18 protein-coding genes are annotated in these 17,181 nt (G+C 58.5%); 7 read left to right on the forward strand and 11 right to left on the reverse strand.

The features are described 5' to 3' along the window. Positions 1-88 precede the first annotated feature (88 nt). Both zntB and AC6I7A_RS09825 read right to left on the reverse strand, forming a co-directional pair. Positions 89-1,072: a zinc transporter ZntB gene (gene zntB / locus AC6I7A_RS09820; RefSeq protein ID WP_009090042.1), complete on the reverse strand. Its 984-nt coding sequence runs from the start codon at positions 1,070-1,072 to the stop codon at positions 89-91. Between the two features lie 118 nt (positions 1,073-1,190). Continuing rightward, positions 1,191-2,810, reverse strand: coding sequence for a peptide ABC transporter substrate-binding protein (locus AC6I7A_RS09825; RefSeq protein WP_058957866.1), 1,620 nt, complete (start codon positions 2,808-2,810; stop codon positions 1,191-1,193). 152 nt (positions 2,811-2,962) lie between these two features. On the opposite strand from AC6I7A_RS09825, the gene mpaA reads away from it, so the two are divergent. Further along, on the forward strand, positions 2,963-3,670 hold the full coding sequence (gene mpaA / locus AC6I7A_RS09830; RefSeq protein ID WP_058957867.1) for a murein tripeptide amidase MpaA: 708 nt from the start codon (positions 2,963-2,965) through the stop codon (positions 3,668-3,670). Here the strand turns inward: mpaA and ycjG are convergent. Then, positions 3,645-4,628 carry an L-Ala-D/L-Glu epimerase gene (ycjG, locus tag AC6I7A_RS09835; RefSeq protein WP_058957868.1) on the reverse strand — a complete coding sequence of 328 codons (984 nt, stop codon included), beginning with the start codon at positions 4,626-4,628 and terminating at the stop codon, positions 3,645-3,647. The two genes, mpaA and ycjG, sit on opposite strands and share 26 nt — an antisense overlap. Positions 4,629-4,774: 146 nt before the next feature. On the opposite strand from ycjG, the gene tpx reads away from it, so the two are divergent. Next, complete coding sequence (tpx, locus tag AC6I7A_RS09840; protein WP_046101893.1) at positions 4,775-5,278, forward strand: thiol peroxidase; 504 nt, start codon at positions 4,775-4,777, stop codon at positions 5,276-5,278. A gap of 50 nt (positions 5,279-5,328) precedes the next feature. Here the strand turns inward: tpx and tyrR are convergent, their stop codons facing one another. From tyrR to pspA, 7 genes are all read right to left on the reverse strand, one after another. After that, positions 5,329-6,894, reverse strand: a complete 1,566-nt coding sequence (gene tyrR / locus AC6I7A_RS09845; RefSeq protein ID WP_058957869.1) for a transcriptional regulator TyrR — start codon at positions 6,892-6,894, stop codon at positions 5,329-5,331. Positions 6,895-7,175: 281 nt separating this feature from the next. Further along, positions 7,176-8,237 (reverse strand): TIGR01620 family protein, encoded by a 1,062-nt coding sequence (locus AC6I7A_RS09850; protein WP_058957870.1) that lies wholly within the window; start codon positions 8,235-8,237, stop codon positions 7,176-7,178. After that, complete coding sequence (locus tag AC6I7A_RS09855; RefSeq protein WP_058957871.1) at positions 8,234-9,631, reverse strand: YcjX family GTP-binding protein; 1,398 nt, start codon at positions 9,629-9,631, stop codon at positions 8,234-8,236. The genes AC6I7A_RS09850 and AC6I7A_RS09855 overlap by 4 nt, the downstream gene beginning before the upstream one ends. Continuing rightward, entirely contained in the window at positions 9,612-9,860 is a 249-nt protein-coding gene (gene pspD / locus AC6I7A_RS09860; protein WP_009090024.1) for a phage shock protein PspD, read from the reverse strand. Before pspD ends, AC6I7A_RS09855 begins: the two co-directional genes overlap by 20 nt. A gap of 53 nt (positions 9,861-9,913) precedes the next feature. Next, positions 9,914-10,264, reverse strand: coding sequence for an envelope stress response membrane protein PspC (gene pspC / locus AC6I7A_RS09865; RefSeq protein ID WP_009090023.1), 351 nt, complete (start codon positions 10,262-10,264; stop codon positions 9,914-9,916). Continuing rightward, a complete protein-coding gene (gene pspB / locus AC6I7A_RS09870; protein ID WP_009090021.1) occupies positions 10,261-10,488 on the reverse strand; it encodes an envelope stress response membrane protein PspB in 228 nt (75 codons plus the stop codon). The genes pspC and pspB overlap by 4 nt, the downstream gene beginning before the upstream one ends. 35 nt (positions 10,489-10,523) lie before the next feature. Then, positions 10,524-11,189, reverse strand: a complete 666-nt coding sequence (gene pspA / locus AC6I7A_RS09875; protein WP_009090020.1) for a phage shock protein PspA — start codon at positions 11,187-11,189, stop codon at positions 10,524-10,526. 165 nt (positions 11,190-11,354) lie between these two features. On the opposite strand from pspA, the gene pspF reads away from it, so the two are divergent. Then, a complete protein-coding gene (gene pspF, locus AC6I7A_RS09880; RefSeq protein ID WP_058957872.1) occupies positions 11,355-12,356 on the forward strand; it encodes a phage shock protein operon transcriptional activator in 1,002 nt (333 codons plus the stop codon). 69 nt (positions 12,357-12,425) lie between these two features. Here the strand turns inward: pspF and AC6I7A_RS09885 are convergent, their stop codons facing one another. Beyond that, entirely contained in the window at positions 12,426-12,548 is a 123-nt protein-coding gene (locus tag AC6I7A_RS09885) for a hypothetical protein (RefSeq protein WP_258195962.1), read from the reverse strand. 170 nt (positions 12,549-12,718) lie between these two features. Between AC6I7A_RS09885 and sapA the strand changes: the two genes are divergently transcribed. The 4 genes from sapA to sapD are packed head-to-tail and all read left to right on the forward strand — an operon-like array spanning position 12,719 to position 17,180. Continuing rightward, positions 12,719-14,341: an ABC transporter substrate-binding protein SapA gene (gene sapA / locus AC6I7A_RS09890; RefSeq protein ID WP_058957873.1), complete on the forward strand. Its 1,623-nt coding sequence runs from the start codon at positions 12,719-12,721 to the stop codon at positions 14,339-14,341. Then, the gene (gene sapB, locus AC6I7A_RS09895) at positions 14,342-15,307 is read left to right on the forward strand and encodes a putrescine export ABC transporter permease SapB (RefSeq protein WP_009090012.1); all 966 of its coding nucleotides are present in this window, start codon (positions 14,342-14,344) and stop codon (positions 15,305-15,307) included. Next, a complete protein-coding gene (gene sapC, locus AC6I7A_RS09900; protein WP_009090011.1) occupies positions 15,294-16,184 on the forward strand; it encodes a putrescine export ABC transporter permease SapC in 891 nt (296 codons plus the stop codon). Before sapB ends, sapC begins: the two co-directional genes overlap by 14 nt. Continuing rightward, entirely contained in the window at positions 16,185-17,180 is a 996-nt protein-coding gene (sapD, locus tag AC6I7A_RS09905) for a putrescine export ABC transporter ATP-binding protein SapD (RefSeq protein ID WP_009090009.1), read from the forward strand. Position 17,181: the final 1 nt, after the last annotated feature.

The raw sequence follows: 17,181 nt of genomic DNA on the forward strand, positions 1-17,181 counted from the left end.
GGCGACATCGGGTTCTTGATATCGATCAGCTTTTGCCGCCTTTCATCGAATTTCAGCGCCCGGGCTGAGATGGCCCCTCCCCGTCGCGCTACAGCCAGTGCCGTTTACGCAGATAACCGGCGACGCCGACAGCCAGAACCACCAGCAGCAGACAGAAAATGGAAAAGCCGTATCGCCATTCTCCGCCCGGAATGCCGCCGAGGTTTACGCCGAACAGACCGGTCAGGAAGGTGGCTGGCAGGAAGATCATCGCCATGACTGACATGGTATAGGTGCGCCGGTTCATCGATTCGGCCATGGCAGAGGCAACCTCGTCGGCCAGAATGGCGGTTCGCGCCACGCCGGCATCCAGGTCATCCAGCCCGCGTCCCAGCCTGTCAGCAATCTCCTGCATCCGACGCCGCTCGTTGTCATCCATCCAGGCCAGTTTTTCGCTCGCCAGCCGGGCATAGACATCGCGCTGCGGAGCCATATAGCGTCGCATCACAATTAGCTGTTTGCGCAGCAGACCCAGCTCACCCCGCGCGGGCATCCGCTGATCCAGTAGTGCATCCTCCAGCTCAATGATTTTGTCATGCAACTCTTCGATAAATTCGCTGGTGTGATCGGTCAGGGCATCACAGACATCGACCAGCCAGCTGCCGCAATCGATCGGGCCGTTGCCGTTCTGCAGGTCGGTCAGTACTTCATCCACGGCAGAGACTTTGCGCCGGCGTGTCGAAACAATCAGCTTGTCGTTGATAAAGACCCGCATCACGACCAGCTGGTCACGGCGCGCGTCGCTGTTGTGGTTAACGCTGCGCAGCACAATCATGAAGCCATCACCCAGACGGCTGACGCGCGGACGCATACTGTCGCCCGCCAGGGCATCACGGACGGCATCGGGAATTTGAGGCGTCGACTGCAGCCACTCTGCGCTTTTACGATGGGTGTAGTTCAGATGCAGCCAGCAGGGCTGCTCGCACTGAATCACCTCATCTTCCGCGATCGGGATCATGCCGCCCTTGCCATCAAGCTGGCAGGAAATGATGGCGTCTGAAACCTGCAATGCTTTTCCTTCAATTACGTCCACACCGTCCCCTCACTATCAAAATCAATACGATACAGTCTAGCGTGGCGGCGATGAGTTGCAATCTCCGGGCTGTGTAGAAAGATGTCAGCCGGTGGCCGGATGAACAGCCACCGGAGGCTTAATGTTTCTCGATCCAGAGCTCGCGGCTGTAGGCGACATCTTCGGGGTTAGTGATGGGATACCCTTTGACCCAGGGTTTAATCAGGCGGCCATTGGTGTACTGATAGATCGGGGCGATGGGTGCCTGATCCGCCAGAATCTGTTCCGCGCGGTTGTAATCGCTGTTGCGCGCCTCGTCACTGGTCTCGCGACTCGCTTTGGCCAGCACGGCATCGTAATCCGCGTTGCTGAAGCGGGGAATGTTGCTGCTGTTGCCGGAGGTCAGCAGATTCAGGAAAGTGGATGGCTCATTGTAATCGCCGACCCAGGATGCCCGGATCACATCGAAATTGCCGCTGTTACGACTGTCGATGTAAGTTTTCCACTCCTGATTTTCCAGCGAGACATCCACGCCAAGGTTCTTTTTCCACATAGACGCCACCGCGATAGCAATCTTCTGATGGCTCTCCGAGGTGTTATAAAGCAGCTTAAGCCTGAGCGGTTTAGCCGGGCCATAGCCCGCTGCGGTGAGCAGTGCTTTTGCCTGCGCGTTGAGATTGTTCTGATCATGTTGCTGCAGGAAGGAAGGCAGCGGCCTGAAGCCAGCGGTGACATCCGGGGTAAAGTGCCATGCGGGTTTTTCACCGGTTCCCAGCACTTTTTCCGCAATAATCCGGCGATCAATAGACCAGGAGAGCGCTTTGCGCACCCGTGCGTCAGCCGTCGGGCCTTTCTGCGTATTAAACGCATAGTAATAGGTACCCAGCTGGTCAGGCGTGTAGACCTCACCCGGCAGACTTTTCTTCAGCAGACCATACATCTCTTTAGGAAATGATTCGGTGATATCGATGTCGTTGGCGCGATAACGCTTGGTGGCACTCGACTCTTCATTGATCGGAACAAACGTCACCCGGGTCAAAACCGAATGGGCATCATCCCAGTAGTGCGGATTGCGCGTCAGGACAATTTTCTCGTTTACCACGCGCTCGCTGAGCTGATAGGCCCCGTTGCCGACCAGTTTACCGGGCGCGGTCCAGCTGTCGCCCTGCTGCGCCAGGGTCTTCTGCGGCACCGGAAAGAGCGCCACGTTAGCCACCAGCGCCGGGAACCACGGCACCGGACGATCCAGCGTGACCTTCAGGCGGCTGTTATCCTGCGCCACCACACCCAGCTTATCCGGTGTCATCTGACCTTTGGCGATCGCCGCCGCGTTCTCAATACCGCTTAAGGCGGCGAACGAGGCCGACGGTGAACTGTTTTCAGGGTCGACAAGCCGCTGCCAGCTGTAAACAAAATCCTGCGCGGTTACCGGCTCGCCATTCGACCAGCGTGCGTTGTTGCGCAGCGTAAAGATCCAGGTTTTGTTGTCGCTGCTGCTCCAGCTCTGGGCCACGCCCGGTACGATTTTGCCGTGCGCATCCTGATTGGTGAGGCCTTCAAAGAGATCGCGAATGACCTGAATCTCTGGCAGGCCGACCGCTTTAAGCGGATCGAGCGAAGCGGGTTCATCCTTGATATGACGCACGATCTGCTGCTGCTCAGCCAGCTGCGCGCCAGCGGGTGGATTCGCCGCGAGGGCGGGTGTGAAGAGGCTGCTCAGACTGATGGCGGCCAGCGTCATGCGAAAGGTTTTAACCATAATCACTCCTTTACCCCAAAGAAGCGCTGCACGACGCCGAACGCGATGCAGCTTGTGCAGGGCACTTTAACGCAAATCGCTGATGGATAAATAACTATTTTCCGCCTTCTGCTTTTCCGCTACCTTTAATAAAACCCTTCGAGGAAATCATTATGTCGCCACTTCATCCGCGCCCGCTGCGTGGCAAGCTGGACGTTCCGTATCAGCAGTATGGTCGCTCACTCCTGGGCGCACCGCTGCTCTGGTTTCCGGCTCCGCTGGGCGATTCGGAGAGCGGGCTGATCCTGGCAGGCACCCATGGGGATGAGAATGCGGCTATCGCCACGCTCTCCGCGGCATTGCGGACGCTGCCCGATGGCATGCGGCGGCATCATGTGGTGTTAGCGGTTAATCCAGACGGCTGTCAGCTGGGGTTGCGCGCGAATGCCAGTGGCGTGGATCTCAACCGTAACTTTCCGGCCGCAAACTGGCAGTCGGGCGATACCGTTTATCGCTGGAACAGCGCCGCCGATGCGCGCGATGTGGCGCTCTCAACCGGCAATCATCCCGCCTCAGAACCGGAAACACAGGCGCTCTGCGCCCTGATTCATCAGATCAAACCTCGCTGGATCGTCTCCTGGCATGAGCCGCTGGGGTGCATTGATGACCCGCATCAGTCAGAGATAGGCGGCTGGCTAGCCGATCATACCGGCCTCCCCCGCGTCACCAGCGTCGGATATGACACTCCCGGCTCCTTCGGCAGCTGGTGCAAAGATCTCAGCCTGCCCTGCGTGACCGCGGAACTGCCGGTAATCTCCGTGGATGAAGCGACGGAAGTCTACCTTGAGGTGATGGTTAACCTGCTGCGCTGGCAGCAATGAGCAACTGACCGTTCCGCACGTTAATCGGTGGTTCGGCATCCACCGCCAGCCAGGTCGGGCCATCAAGATCGGCAAAACGGGTCTGCGGCACCAGAGGCAGTGCGGCGCGTATCGCCCGCGAAGTGCAGAGCATGCAGCCAAGCATGACCGCAAAGCCCTGCTGCTGCGCCGCTTCGGCCAGCGCCAGCGCTTCGGTCAGCCCGCCAGCCTTATCCAGCTTGATATTGACCATCTCATAACGGCCGCGCAGCGCCGGCAGGCTGTCACGCGTGTGACAGCTCTCATCGGCACAGATCGGCAGGGGATGAATAAAGTTTTCCAGCGCCGCATCTTCGCCGGCGGGCAGCGGCTGCTCCAGCATCGCCACGTCGATATCGGCCAGCAGCTGGCAGCGCGCCGCCAGCCCTTCTGCATGCCAGGATTCGTTCGCATCGACAATCAGGGTGGCTTCCGGCACCGCTGCGCGGATCGCCATCAGGCGCTCGGTAATGAAATTATCATCCAGCTTAATTTTCAGTAGCTTGGCACCATGCTGCCACAGCGCCAGCGCGCTGCTGGCCATCGCTGCCGGTGTGTCGATGCTCACCGTCTGGGCGGTCACCACCTCCGGGGGCGCGATCACGCCATTCAGCTGCCACAGGCTGCTTTTCTGCTGATGAACGGCGAGATCCCACAGCGCGCTGTCGATAGCGTTACGCGCGGCACCGGCGGGCAGCGCCTGCTGCAGTGCCTCGCGCGTCATGCCCTGCTGCAGCGCGGGCAGCAGAGAGGCGATCTGCGCCAGTACAGAGGCCTCGGTTTCGCCGTAGCGGGCATAAGGCGTCGCCTCACCTACCCCCTTGACGCCCGCCTCTTCAATCTCAACCACCACCACCTTCGCTTCGGTTCGGGTTCCACGGGCAATGACAAACGGGGTATGCAACGGCCAGGCTTCGGGATAACTTTTTACCGTTCTCATTTCCACTCCAGAATGAAAGATGCAGTGGCAGACCGCCACAGAGATTTCGACAATTGAACTCGTAAACCCTTAACATTTATGTCATAAACAACGGCTAAGTTTAGCCTTTTTGTATCAGCGCTTTTTTATCATCAAAAGGAATCACTATGTCTCAGACTGTTCATTTTCAGGGTAATGCCGTCCCGGTTGCAGGTCAGTTCCCTCAGGCGGGCGATAAAGCCAAAGCGTTCACCCTGGTGGCGAAGAACCTGGTTAACGTTGCGCTCTCTGAGTATGCAGGAAAACGCAAAATTCTGAACATTTTCCCGAGTGTGGATACCGGCGTGTGTGCGTCATCAGTGCGTAAATTCAATCAGGCAGCCAGCGAACTGAATAACACCGTGGTGTTATGTATCTCTGCTGACCTGCCGTTTGCCCAGTCGCGCTTCTGTGGCGCAGAGAACCTGAGCAACGTGGTGACCCTGTCGACGCTGCGCGGCTCAGAGTTTAAGTATGATTATGGCGTGGAAATTGCCGATGGTGCGCTGGAAGGTCTGACCGCGCGTGCGGTGGTGGTGCTGGATGAGAATGATAAAGTGCTTTACAGCCAGCTGGTGGATGAAATCACCAACGAACCTGATTATGACGCAGCGCTGGCCGCGCTGAAGTAATAAAAAAAGCGGATAACCCGGTTATCCGCTTTTTCCCTTTCGCGCATAGCCTATTCGCTGTCGCTGCGCTTCTGCCCCAGACCATATTCCCGCAGCTTATTGGCAATCGCCGTGTGTGACACGCCGAGCCGTTTTGCCAGTTTTCGGGTGCTGGGATAGGAGAGGTAAAGCCGCGTCAGGATTGAGCGCTCAAAACGGCTGGTGATTTGATCCAGCGTTCCTTCCAGCGCCTCATCACCCAGCGACACATCCAGCGCCTGCTCAGGCAGTACGATGTCCTGAGGACGCAGTTCGTAACCCTCCAGCTGGGTTAACGCCCGGTAAAGCGCATTCTTTAACTGACGTACGTTGCCCGGCCAGGCATAGCGGGTCAGAAACGCGTTGAGCTGCGGAGAGAGGCGTGGACGCGCCATCCCCTGTTCATCCGCAAAGCGGGCAACAAACATCTCGGTCAGCGGCAGAATATCCTGCGGACGGTCGCGCAGAGGCGGCAACTGCAGCGTCAGGACGTTGAGACGGTAGAAGAGATCTTCGCGGAACTCTCCGCGCTGTACCAGCTCAATCAGGTTCTTCTGCGTGGCGCAGATCACCCGCACATTCACATGCACTTCATGCTCTTCACCGACGCGGCGGAAGGTGCCGTCATTGAGAAAACGCAACAGTTTGGTCTGCATTCTCGGCGACATCTCACCGATTTCATCCAGCAGCACCGAGCCGCCGTTCGCCTGTTCGAAAAAGCCCTTCTTGCCTTCAAGCGCATTAGGATAGGCACCAGCAGCATGTCCAAACAGCTCGCTTTCCGCAACGTCGTCAGGCAGTGAGGCGCAGTTCAGCGCCAGGAAAGGATTCTTGCCGCGGGCGCTGCGCAGATGGCAGGCGCGCGCGAGCATGTCTTTCCCGGTGCCGGTGTCGCCCACAATCAGCAACGGCGCATCCAGCATCGCCAGCTTGCGGGCCTGATCCACCACCTGCCGCATTTTCGGCGTCACGGCAATGATGTGATCAAACTCCGAATCGTCTGTGACCACCAGATTCTGTAGCTGACGGCCCATGCGGGCGGTCGACTTCAGCATCACCATCGCGCCGACCGGCCGGTCGCTCTGGCCCTCTTCACCCGGCAGATAGATGGGACGCGCTTCCATCAGAAAATCCCGGCCCTCAATAACGACATGCTGCGCTTGCGCTTCCACCCGATCGCTCTCCAGCCAGCGCATGAAGTTGAAGCCGGTGATCAGATGACCGGCGCTGAAATTGCGCATCTTCTCTTCATCGAGATTGAAGAGGTTCTGTGCCGCCGGATTGGCCAGCTCAACCTTACTTTTCAGATCGACAGAGAACACGGGATCGGGCATCGCCACCAGCAGCGCACTCAGCGCACGGTGTTCCCGCTCAGAAGGCATGTACGTGACAGTGCGCACATCTGTCACGCCTGGCGTACGCCGGATTTCAGCCATCAGATTGCTGAAGGCATCAAATTCCAGCGCAGCAAAGTTGAGATAGATACGCCCAATCGCCGTAATTTCGATACCGCGTAAATCAATATTGCGTGCCACCAGCAGGTCGAGCAGTTCACGCGTCAGACCGATACGGTCCTGACAGAACACTTCCAGACGCATTGCGTTCGCCTTAATCAGGTTCAGATGGTGCAATGATACGCTAAGTCGCGCACTGGCAGAAAGAACTCTGTCAGGAAAAGTTGACACTTCTGGCGTGGATGATGGCGTTTTGTACTGCGCGGGAAAATGATACGGGTGAATAGTAATGGCAGGGTGCGGTCCTTCACATGAGAGGGGACATTACGCCGTTTCATCAGGCTGCGAGGAATAATAGAGGGGGGTCTCTGCCGATTGAATAAGCATGAAGGCGGCCAGGCCGCCTTCATGCTTGCAGATGCGCTTCAGGAGGATTTGTTGTTGCCATTCTGCAGCGCCTCTTTCATCTGTCCCAGCAGCTCACGCCGGAAATCGCCCAGCCGGGGCTTATCCTGCTCCAGCCAGGGCAGCGGGCGGCAAAGCTCCATCGCTTTCACACCCAGACGTGCGGTCAGTAAACCGGCACCAATGCCCTGCGCGGCACGCGTTGAGAGCCGGGCGGCGATATCCTGCGACATCCAGTCCATCCCCACTTCCCGCACCAGCTCTGACGCCCCGGCAAAAGCCATGTTAAGCAGCACCAGACGGAACAGGCGGATACGGCTGAAGTAACCCAGTTCGATGCCGTAGATGGCAGCGATACGGTTGACCAGCCGCAGATTGCGCCAGGCGATAAACGCCATATCGACCAGCGCCAGCGGGCTGACCGCAATCATCAGGGTGGACTCGGCTGCATGGCGACTGATTTCACGCCGCGCCTGGCGATCCAGCACCGGCTGCACCAGCTGCGCATAGAGACGGACTATCTCACTGTCGTTCTGGGTTTCATGCAGGGACGCGTGCCAGCGCTGCAAAGCCGGATGCGCCTGGTCCAGTTCCGCCTGCTGCGCCAGCTTTTCACAGAAGGCCCGGCCTTTGCCGATGCCATGACTGTGCAGCAGTTCACGCCCGACATCGCGCTCTTCAGCGCGCTGACGCAGCTGATAGAGACGACGCCACTCCGTGGTCAGGGCACCCACCCCCGCCAGGACGATCAGGCCACCAGCTACACCGCTGCCCAGTGAGAACCAGTCGCGGGCCAGCCAGGCGTCATGGGTCCACTGCACGCCCTGAGCAATGACGCTGACGCCAAACAGCAGTGCGCCAGCAGTCACCAGTTTACGCCACAGGCTGCGCTTCGGTTTCAGCGCGGCCTCCACTGCCCGTTCGCCTGCGCCCTCCTCTTCAACGGCAACATCTTCATCCTGTACCGCCAGAAAGGCGGCATCGGCCTCTGCATCAAAGGCGTGTGCCGGGCGCAGTGGCGTGGCGCGGCTCTCCTCCAGCGGACGGGCAAAATCGATACGCGGCTTCAGCGGATCACTCATCGCAATTTATCTCCCAACAAAAATTCCAGCGCGGCATCCATGCGGATATGAGGCAGCGGACGATCGACGTCGAGCTGCTGCGGGCGGAATTGTTCAAACTGAAAACCCTGCTGCTGCCAGAAGGCATTGCCGGGCAGACGCGGCGGAACGTCGCCAGGATAGACGGTCAGCGGCTCGCCATTATCCAGCCGGTTGCCGCGCAGTGCCGGGATCTTTTCGCCACGGTGATCGACCAGCCCGCTCTGCGTCGCCTGAACCGAAGCCAGTCCGATGCATTCCATCGTGATCCCTTCAAACGCCGCGTTCTGCCAGGCATCCTGCACCAGCTGCTGCAACAGCGAAACCATATTGCCATGCTGATCGCTGGTGATGTGATCGGCCTTGGTTGCAGCAAACAGCAATTTATCAATTACCGGCGAGAAGAGCCGGCGAAACAGCGTGCGCTGGCCATAATGAAAACTCTGCATCAGCTGCGTCAGGGCCAGACGCATGTCGTTAAACGCCTGCGGCCCGCTGTTCAGCGGTTGCAGGCAGTCAACCAGAACAATCTGGCGGTCGAAACGCAGAAAGTGGTTTTTATAGAAGCCTTTCACGACATGCTGACAGTAGTAGTTAAACCGCTGCTGCAACATGCCGAAGTTACTGCCCTTGTCCGCCTGGGCCAGCTTCGTCAGCCGGGCCTCATCGGTGGTTGGCCAGGGGAAGAACTGCAGCGCAGGCGCGCCCGCCATATCACCGGGCAGGACAAAGCGGCCAGGCTGGATAAAGTGTAAGCCTTCGGCTTTACAGCGGTGCAGATAGTCGGTCCAGGCGGCGGCGATTTCTGCCAGCCGGGTTTCATCGGCGGGTGCCAGCGGGTCCAGGTTCTCGCAGAGGGCGCGCCACGGCGCGGCCCACTCCGCGCGGTCGCCCTGCAACAGTCCGTTCATCTGCCGGGCCCAGGCGAGGTAGTCCTGCGCCAGCATCGGCAGATCCAGCAGCCACTCACCAGGATAATCAACAATTTCCAGATAGAGGGTCGCGGTCTCTTTCAGGTGGCGCAGCAGGGAATCGTTGGGACGGTAACGCAGCGCCAGACGCATTTCGCTGACGCCACGGGTGGGCACAGGCCAGGCGGGTGGCGTGCCGTAGAGCTGTGCCAGCCCTTCGTCGTAGGTAAAGCGTGCGGTGCCCATGTCGCGCTGCGGCACGCGCTTAACACCTAACAGACGCTCATCCCGCACAACGGAAAACAGCGGCAAACGAGCGCCGCTGTGAACGGTTAACAGCTGGTTAACCAGAGAAGTGATAAAGGCGGTTTTACCGCTGCGGCTTAATCCGGTGACCGCCAGACGAAGATGGCGATCGACGCCGCGGTTCATTAACGCCAGTAGTTCAGTTTGCAGTCTTTTCATCTTTCTCCCTGATGAAGCGCGACGCAACCCGATTCATCACCCGCTTCAGCAGTGGCTCCAGCGCCACGGCCAGCAGCAGACGTAACGGGCGTCGCGCTACCGATTTCACCGCCCAGCCCGTCACACCGGCCGGACCATAGGTAACAGCATTGATAATGATGAATCTGGCCGCCGACTTCAATGCAGGTGCCGCGCGGTGACGGAACATTGTGGATCGCGAAAAAGACATAACACCTCCATTGCGTGAACGAACGGGCCTGAAACGGCCCGGTACAGGCGGTTTCAGATCTGGCGGAAGCGACTGCGTACGCTGAACGTTTCAGACGTTACGTAGCGTTCCACATCGCGCACGCTGCGTTCATCACGCTGCAGTGCGCTTTCCAGCTGGTCCAGCAGTTCGCTGGCGCTGGGCGGGCGTTCCCCTTCTGCGGCCGAGGCGGGCTTCTCATCCAGCACAAACCCCAGCACAAAGTAGGCGATAATCGTAAAAACAAACAGACCAAAGAACAGGGATAACACCACGATGATCCGCAGCAGGCGAACCGGGATGTCGAGATACTCGGCCAGCCCTGCACAGACCCCCATCAGCTTTCCTTCGTCTGGCTTACGCCATAACTTGCGGCCTTTCATCATGGCTGCCTCCAGTTAGGATGCTCGGCGTCCAGAATCGCTTCCAGCGCGTCAATCCGTTCGCGCATCCGTTGCGCATCCTGGGTCACACGCTGCAGGCGCTGAAGTTCGCTTTGCGACAGTTCCGAACCGCCGTTGCGTTTGTTGCTGTAATGCAGCCATAACCAGATGGGTGCCACGAACAGCACGAAAATCGTCAGCGGTATGGCGAGAAAAAGTGCGCTCATTGACTCTCCTTAATCACTTTTTGCAACGTCGAAGGTTACTCACTGCGGTTCATTTTGGCTTTCAGCGCATTAAGCTGCTGGCTGATCTCATCGTCCGCTTTCAGATCGGTAAACTGCTGGTCCAGGGTTTTGGTTTTACCAAAGCCGTGACTTTCCGCTTCCGCTTCCATGTGATCAATACGGCGTTCAAAGGATTCAAAACGCGCCATCGCTTCATCAATTTTACCGCTGTCCAGCTGACGACGCACATCGCGTGACGACGACGCCGCCTGATGACGCAGCGTTAAGGCCTGCTGACGGGCGCGCGTTTCGCTCAGCTTTTTCTCCAGCTCGCCAATTTCGCCCTTCATGCGTTCCAGCGTCTCTTCAACATGAGTGACTTCCTGCTTCAGCGAGGCGATAAGATCAGTCAGCTTCTGTTTTTCAATCAGCGCAGCGCGGGCCAGGTCGTCTTTATCTTTGCGCAGCGCCAGCTCCGCTTTTTCCTGCCACTCCGCCTGCTGAATCTCCGCCTGCTCAATACGACGGGACAGCTGTTTCTTCTCTGCCAGCGCCCGCGCAGAGGTAGAACGCACTTCGACTAAGGTGTCTTCCATTTCCTGAATCATCAGCCGCACCAGTTTCTGTGGATCTTCCGCACGCTCCAGCAGCGAATTGATATTGGCATTCACGATGTCGGCGAAACGAGAAAAAATACCCATAATGATGTTCCTCTTTTAAAAGTCTTAAACAGTGTTGCCCTGCTGGATTAATACAAGATGCATGCCAATTTTATATATAATTGATTTCAATCATCTTTTAAATTTTACAGCCTCTCACGGCTGCTTTAAGATAGTCAAAATGATTAACGGGTAGCGAAATTCATCATGACCGGAACTAATGATAATCTTCTTGGTGAGTCGAACAATTTTCTGGAGGTGCTGGAGCAGGTTTCTAAACTCGCCCCCCTGGAGAAACCCGTTCTGGTGATTGGCGAGCGCGGAACCGGTAAAGAGCTGATCGCCAGCCGGTTACACTATCTTTCCGATCGCTGGCAGGGGCCGTTTATCTCGCTGAACTGCGCCGCCCTCAACGAGAATCTGCTGGATTCGGAGCTGTTCGGCCATGAGGCGGGCGCGTTTACCGGCGCGCAGAAGCGTCATCTTGGGCGTTTTGAACGGGCCGATGGCGGCACACTGTTTCTGGATGAGCTGGCAACCGCACCCATGCTGGTGCAGGAGAAACTGCTGCGGGTGATTGAGTATGGTCAGCTGGAGCGGGTCGGCGGCAACCACTCCCTGCAGGTCAATGTACGTCTGGTCTGCGCCACCAACGAAGATCTCCCTGCGCTGGCGGCAGCGGGCAAATTCCGCGCCGATCTGCTGGATCGTCTGGCTTTCGATGTGGTGCAGTTGCCGCCACTGCGCGAACGCCGCAGCGATATTCTGGTGATGGCCGGGCATTTCGCCATCCAGATGTGCCGGGAGCTGGGGCTGTTACTCTTTCCCGGCTTTACGGCCCGCGCGCAGCAGACGCTGCTCGATTACCACTGGCCCGGCAACGTGCGTGAACTGAAAAATGTGGTGGAGCGCTCAGTCTACCGGCATAACAGCAGCGAGCAGCCGCTGGATAACATCATTATCAATCCTTTTGCTTCGCGCCAGCAACCGGTCGCCAGAATGCCGTTAAACCCGGCTGCGGATAGCGCTGCGCTGCCCGAACTGCCGCTCGATCTGCGACAGTGGCAAAACCAGCAGGAGCGGGATCTGGTGGAAGCGAGTCTGCAACAGGCACGCTACAACCAGCGCCGCGCTGCCGGTCTGCTCGGCGTCACCTACCACCAGCTGCGCGCAATGATGAAAAAGCACGATATCAAAGCCGAGAACTGATCCGCCTGCTGCACGGCTGATTGATGCACCGGGGTAAAGCCGGGTTCACTATTCTGCTTTCTTTCCCACTCAGGCTGCGTCGGGCAAAAAAAAGCCCGCCATCAGGCGGGCAACAATACTGGAAGCAATGTGAGCAATGTCGTGCTCCTCTTCGGCAGAGCCACCGTCGAAGTGCATATGAATAATAATCATTCTTATTATCATCTGTAAAGGTGTAATTGAGAATATTTCTCATTACCCCACCTTCTGTGCGCCCTTTTGCCCCGCAGAGGATGAAAATCAGGCTGACGGCGGTTGCAGGTTTTGGGACAACGCTCGCTTTGCGATACACTCTGTTCAATGCCTCAAAATCGTTGAGTTCTATGTCAAAACTACTAAGTTCGCTGTTGCTCAGCCTCAGCGTGTTGAGTGCCCCTGCATGGTCAGCACCGGTGGGTGATATTCGCCAGTCCGGCTTTGTCTACTGCGTCAGCGGCACGCTGAACACCTTTAATCCGCAGATGGCCAGTAGCGGGCTGACGGTAGATACCCTGGCGGCTCAGCTTTATGACCGGCTGCTGGATGTCGACCCCTATACCTACCGGCTGAAACCCGATCTGGCCTCCAGCTGGGAAGTGCGCGATAACGGCGCGACCTACCGCTTTCACCTGCGGAGTGGCGTCGCCTTCCAGCAGACGAATCAGTTCCGCCCCACCCGCACCCTCAATGCTGACGATGTGGTCTTCAGCTTCGCCCGCATGTTTGATCGCCATCACCCGTGGCATAACGTGAATGGCGGCAACTACCCCTACTTTGACAGCCTGCAGTTCGCCGATTCTGTTCAGAGCGTGAAGAAGATCGATAACCGGACGGTCGAGTTCCGGCTCAACAGCCCGGATGCGTCGTTCCTGTGGCACATGGCGACGCACTATGCGCCGATCCTCTCGAAAGAGTATGCCGATCAGCTGACGGCGCAGGGGCATCAGGAGGAGCTGGACCGGCAGCCGGTGGGCACCGGCCCTTATCAGCTCAGCGAATATCGCATCGGCCAGTACATCCGTCTGGCGCGCAATCCGCATTACTGGAAAGGCGTGCCCCGTCTGCAACAGGCGGTCATCGATCTCGGTTCCGGCGGCACCGGGCGACTCTCGAAACTGTTAACCGGTGAGTGTGACGTGCTGGCCTACCCGGCCGCCAGTCAGCTCAGTATCCTGCGCGATGACCCGCGCCTGCGGATGACGCTGCGCCCTGGCATGAACATCGCCTATCTGGCCTTCAATACCCGCAAGCCGCCGCTGGACCGGCCTGAGGTGCGGCATGCGCTGGCGCTGGCGATCAACAACGAACGCCTGATGGAGTCCATCTATTACGGAACGGCCGAAACGGCCGCGTCGATATTGCCGCGCGCCTCCTGGGCGTATGACAATGATGCGCGTATTACTGGCTATGACCCGGCGAAGTCACGCGAAGCGCTGGCCGCGCTGGGCATCAGCGATCTGCATCTGCGGCTGGTGGTGCCCGCAGCGTCACAATCCTGGAATCCCAGCCCGCTGAAAACGGCTGAACTGTTGCAGGCGGATCTGGCCCAGGTGGGTGTCCGGCTGACGATTGTGCCGGTGGAGGGGCGCTTCCAGGAGGCGCAGCTGATGGCGATGAATCACGATCTGACCCTCTCTGGCTGGGCCACTGACAGTAATGACCCGGACAGCTTTTTCCGTCCGCTGCTCAGCTGCGCGGCAATTCGCTCCCAGACCAATTACGCGCACTGGTGCTCACCCGCCTTTGATGAAACGCTGCAGAATGCTCTGCTGTCGCAGCAGCTCTCTGGCCGCATCGACAGCTATGACAAAGCGCAGCAGATTCTGGCGCAGGAGCTGCCGGTGCTGCCGCTGGCCTCCTCGCTGCGTCTGCAGGCATTCCGCCATGATATTAAAGGGCTGGTGCTGAGTCCGTTTGGCAACGCCTCGTTTGCCGGGGTTTATCGTGAAAGCGATAAGGAAAAGTAAGTGATTATCTATCTTCTGCGGCGTCTGCTGCTGCTGGTCATTACCCTGTTTCTGCTGTCGCTGGTCAGCTTCAGCCTGAGCTACTTTACCCCCAACGCCCCGCTGGAAGGCGCTGCGCTTTCGGACGCCTGGTGGTTCTGGTTTAAAGGAATGCTGCAGTTCGACTTTGGCGTCTCCAGCACCAACGGTCAGGAGATTGGCCTGCAACTGCGCGAGGTGTTCCCGGCGACGATGGAGCTCTGCATCCTGGCGTTTCTGTTCGCGCTGCTGGTAGGGATCCCGCTGGGGATCTGCGCCGGGGTGATGCGCAATAAATGGCAGGATAAAACCATCAGTGCGCTGGCGCTGTTCGGCTTCTCCGCGCCGATTTTCTGGCTGGCGCTGCTGTTCACGCTTTTCTTCTCGCTGACGCTCGGCTGGCTGCCGGTGTCGGGTCGCCACGATCTGCTCTACCCGGTGCAGAATATCACGGGCTTTGCGCTGATCGATGCCTGGCTGAGTCCTTCGCCCTGGCGTCACGAGATGATCATCAGCGCGCTGACCCACCTGATTCTGCCGGTGCTGGTGCTGGCGATGGCCCCCACAACAGAGGTGATCCGCCTGCTGCGCAACAGCACCAGCGACGTGATGGATAAAAATTATATTAAAGCAGCCGCTACCCGGGGGCTGTCGCGCTTTACGGTGATCCGCCGGCACGTGCTGCATAACGCCCTGCCGCCGGTCATCCCGCGTCTGGGGCTGCAGTTTTCCACCATGCTGACGCTGGCGATGATTACCGAGATGGTGTTCAACTGGCCCGGACTGGGCCGCTGGCTGATCAATGCGATTCGTCAGCAGGATTATGCGGCTATCTCCGCCGGGGTGATGGTGATTGGCGGGCTGGTGATCCTGGTCAACGTCATCTCTGATGTGATTGGCGCGGCAATGAATCCGCTAAAACATAAGGAATGGTATGCCCTTAGATAATATCTATGCCGAGAAACGCCTGCCCAGCGCGTTTCGTCAGAGCTGGCACCATTTCTACGGCAATCCGATTTCGATGGTCGGGCTGTATGGCTTTGGCGCCCTGCTGCTGCTCTGCCTGTTCGGCGGGCTGATCGCGCCTTACGGCATCGATCAGCAGTTCCTGGGGTATCAGCTGCTGCCGCCGTCGTGGTCACGCTATGGCGACGTCTCCTTTTTCCTCGGCACCGACGATCTTGGGCGGGATGTGCTGAGCCGCCTGCTGAGCGGTGCAGGCCCGACGGTAGGGTCAGCGATGCTGGTCACGCTGTTCGCCACGCTGGGCGCCCTGATACTGGGCGTGCTGGCCGGCATGACCCACGGCATCCGCTCGGCGGTAATGAACCATGTACTGGATACGCTGCTCTCTATTCCTTCGCTGCTGCTGGCGATCATTGTCGTGGCTTTTCTCGGGCCGCGACTGGAGCATGCGCTGCTGGCGGTCTGGCTGGCGCTGATGCCTCGCCTGGTACGCGAGATATACAGCGCGGTGCATGATGAGCTGGAAAAAGAGTATGTGGTCGCCGCGCGTCTGGACGGGGCCAGCGGCCGCAACATCCTGCGCTACGCCATTATGCCGAACATTCTGCCGCTGCTGATCACGGAGATCACCCGTGCGCTGTCGATGGCGATTCTGGACATTGCCGCACTCGGCTTTCTCGACCTGGGCGCGCAGCTGCCCTCACCCGAGTGGGGGGCGATGCTGGGCGACTCGCTGGAGCTGATCTACGTGGCCCCCTGGACCGTGATGCTGCCGGGTGTGGCGCTGATGGTCAGCGTATTAATTGTTAACCTGCTCGGTGACGGCATCCGTCGCGCCGTCGAAGCGGGAGTGGAATAGATGCCGTTACTCGATATCCGTAATCTCACCATCGAATTTATGACCGCTGACGGACCGGTCAAAGCGGTGGACCGCGTAAACCTGACGCTGGGTGAAGGGGAAATCCGCGGTCTGGTCGGGGAGTCCGGCTCAGGCAAAAGTCTGGTGGCAAAGGCCATCTGCGGCGTAACCAATGACAACTGGCGCGTGACCGCAGATCGTATGGTGTTTGATGATGTGGATCTGCTGCGCCTGACGCCGCGCGAGCGCCGTCGTATTATCGGGCATAACGTCTCGATGATTTTTCAGGAGCCGCAATCCTGTCTCGATCCCTCCGAAAGTATCGGTCGTCAGCTGATGCAGGTAATCCCGCGCTGGACGTATAAAGGGCCGTGGCTGAAACGTTTCTGGTTCTGGCGCAAAACCCGGGCCATCGAGCTGCTGCATCGCGTCGGTATCAAAGACCACAAAGATATCATGCGCAGCTTCCCCTATGAGCTGACCGAAGGCGAGTGCCAGAAAGTGATGATCGCCATTGCGCTGGCGAATCAGCCGCGTCTGCTGATCGCGGATGAACCCACCAACGCCATGGAGCCGACCACGCAGGCGCAGATTTTCCGCCTGCTGAGCCGCCTGAATCAGAATAACAACACCACCATTCTTCTGATCAGTCATGACCTGCGCACCATGAGCCAGTGGGCGGATCGGATTAACGTGATGTACTGCGGCCAGACGGTAGAAACCGCGCAGAGCGACGATCTGATGAGCACACCGCATCACCCCTATACCCAGGCGCTGATTCGGGCGATGCCCGATTTCGGGCGTGCGCTGCCGCACAAGAGTCGTCTCAACACCCTCTCCGGGGCGATCCCTTCGCTGGAGAGCCTGCCGATAGGTTGCCGGCTGGGGCCGCGTTGTCCTTACGCCCAGCGCAAATGTATTGAAACGCCGAGGCTGACCGGTAGTAAAACGCATCTTTATGCCTGCCATTTCCCGCTCAATATGGAGGGCCAGTAAC

The sequence above is a fragment of the Type-F symbiont of Plautia stali genome (assembly GCF_059731105.1).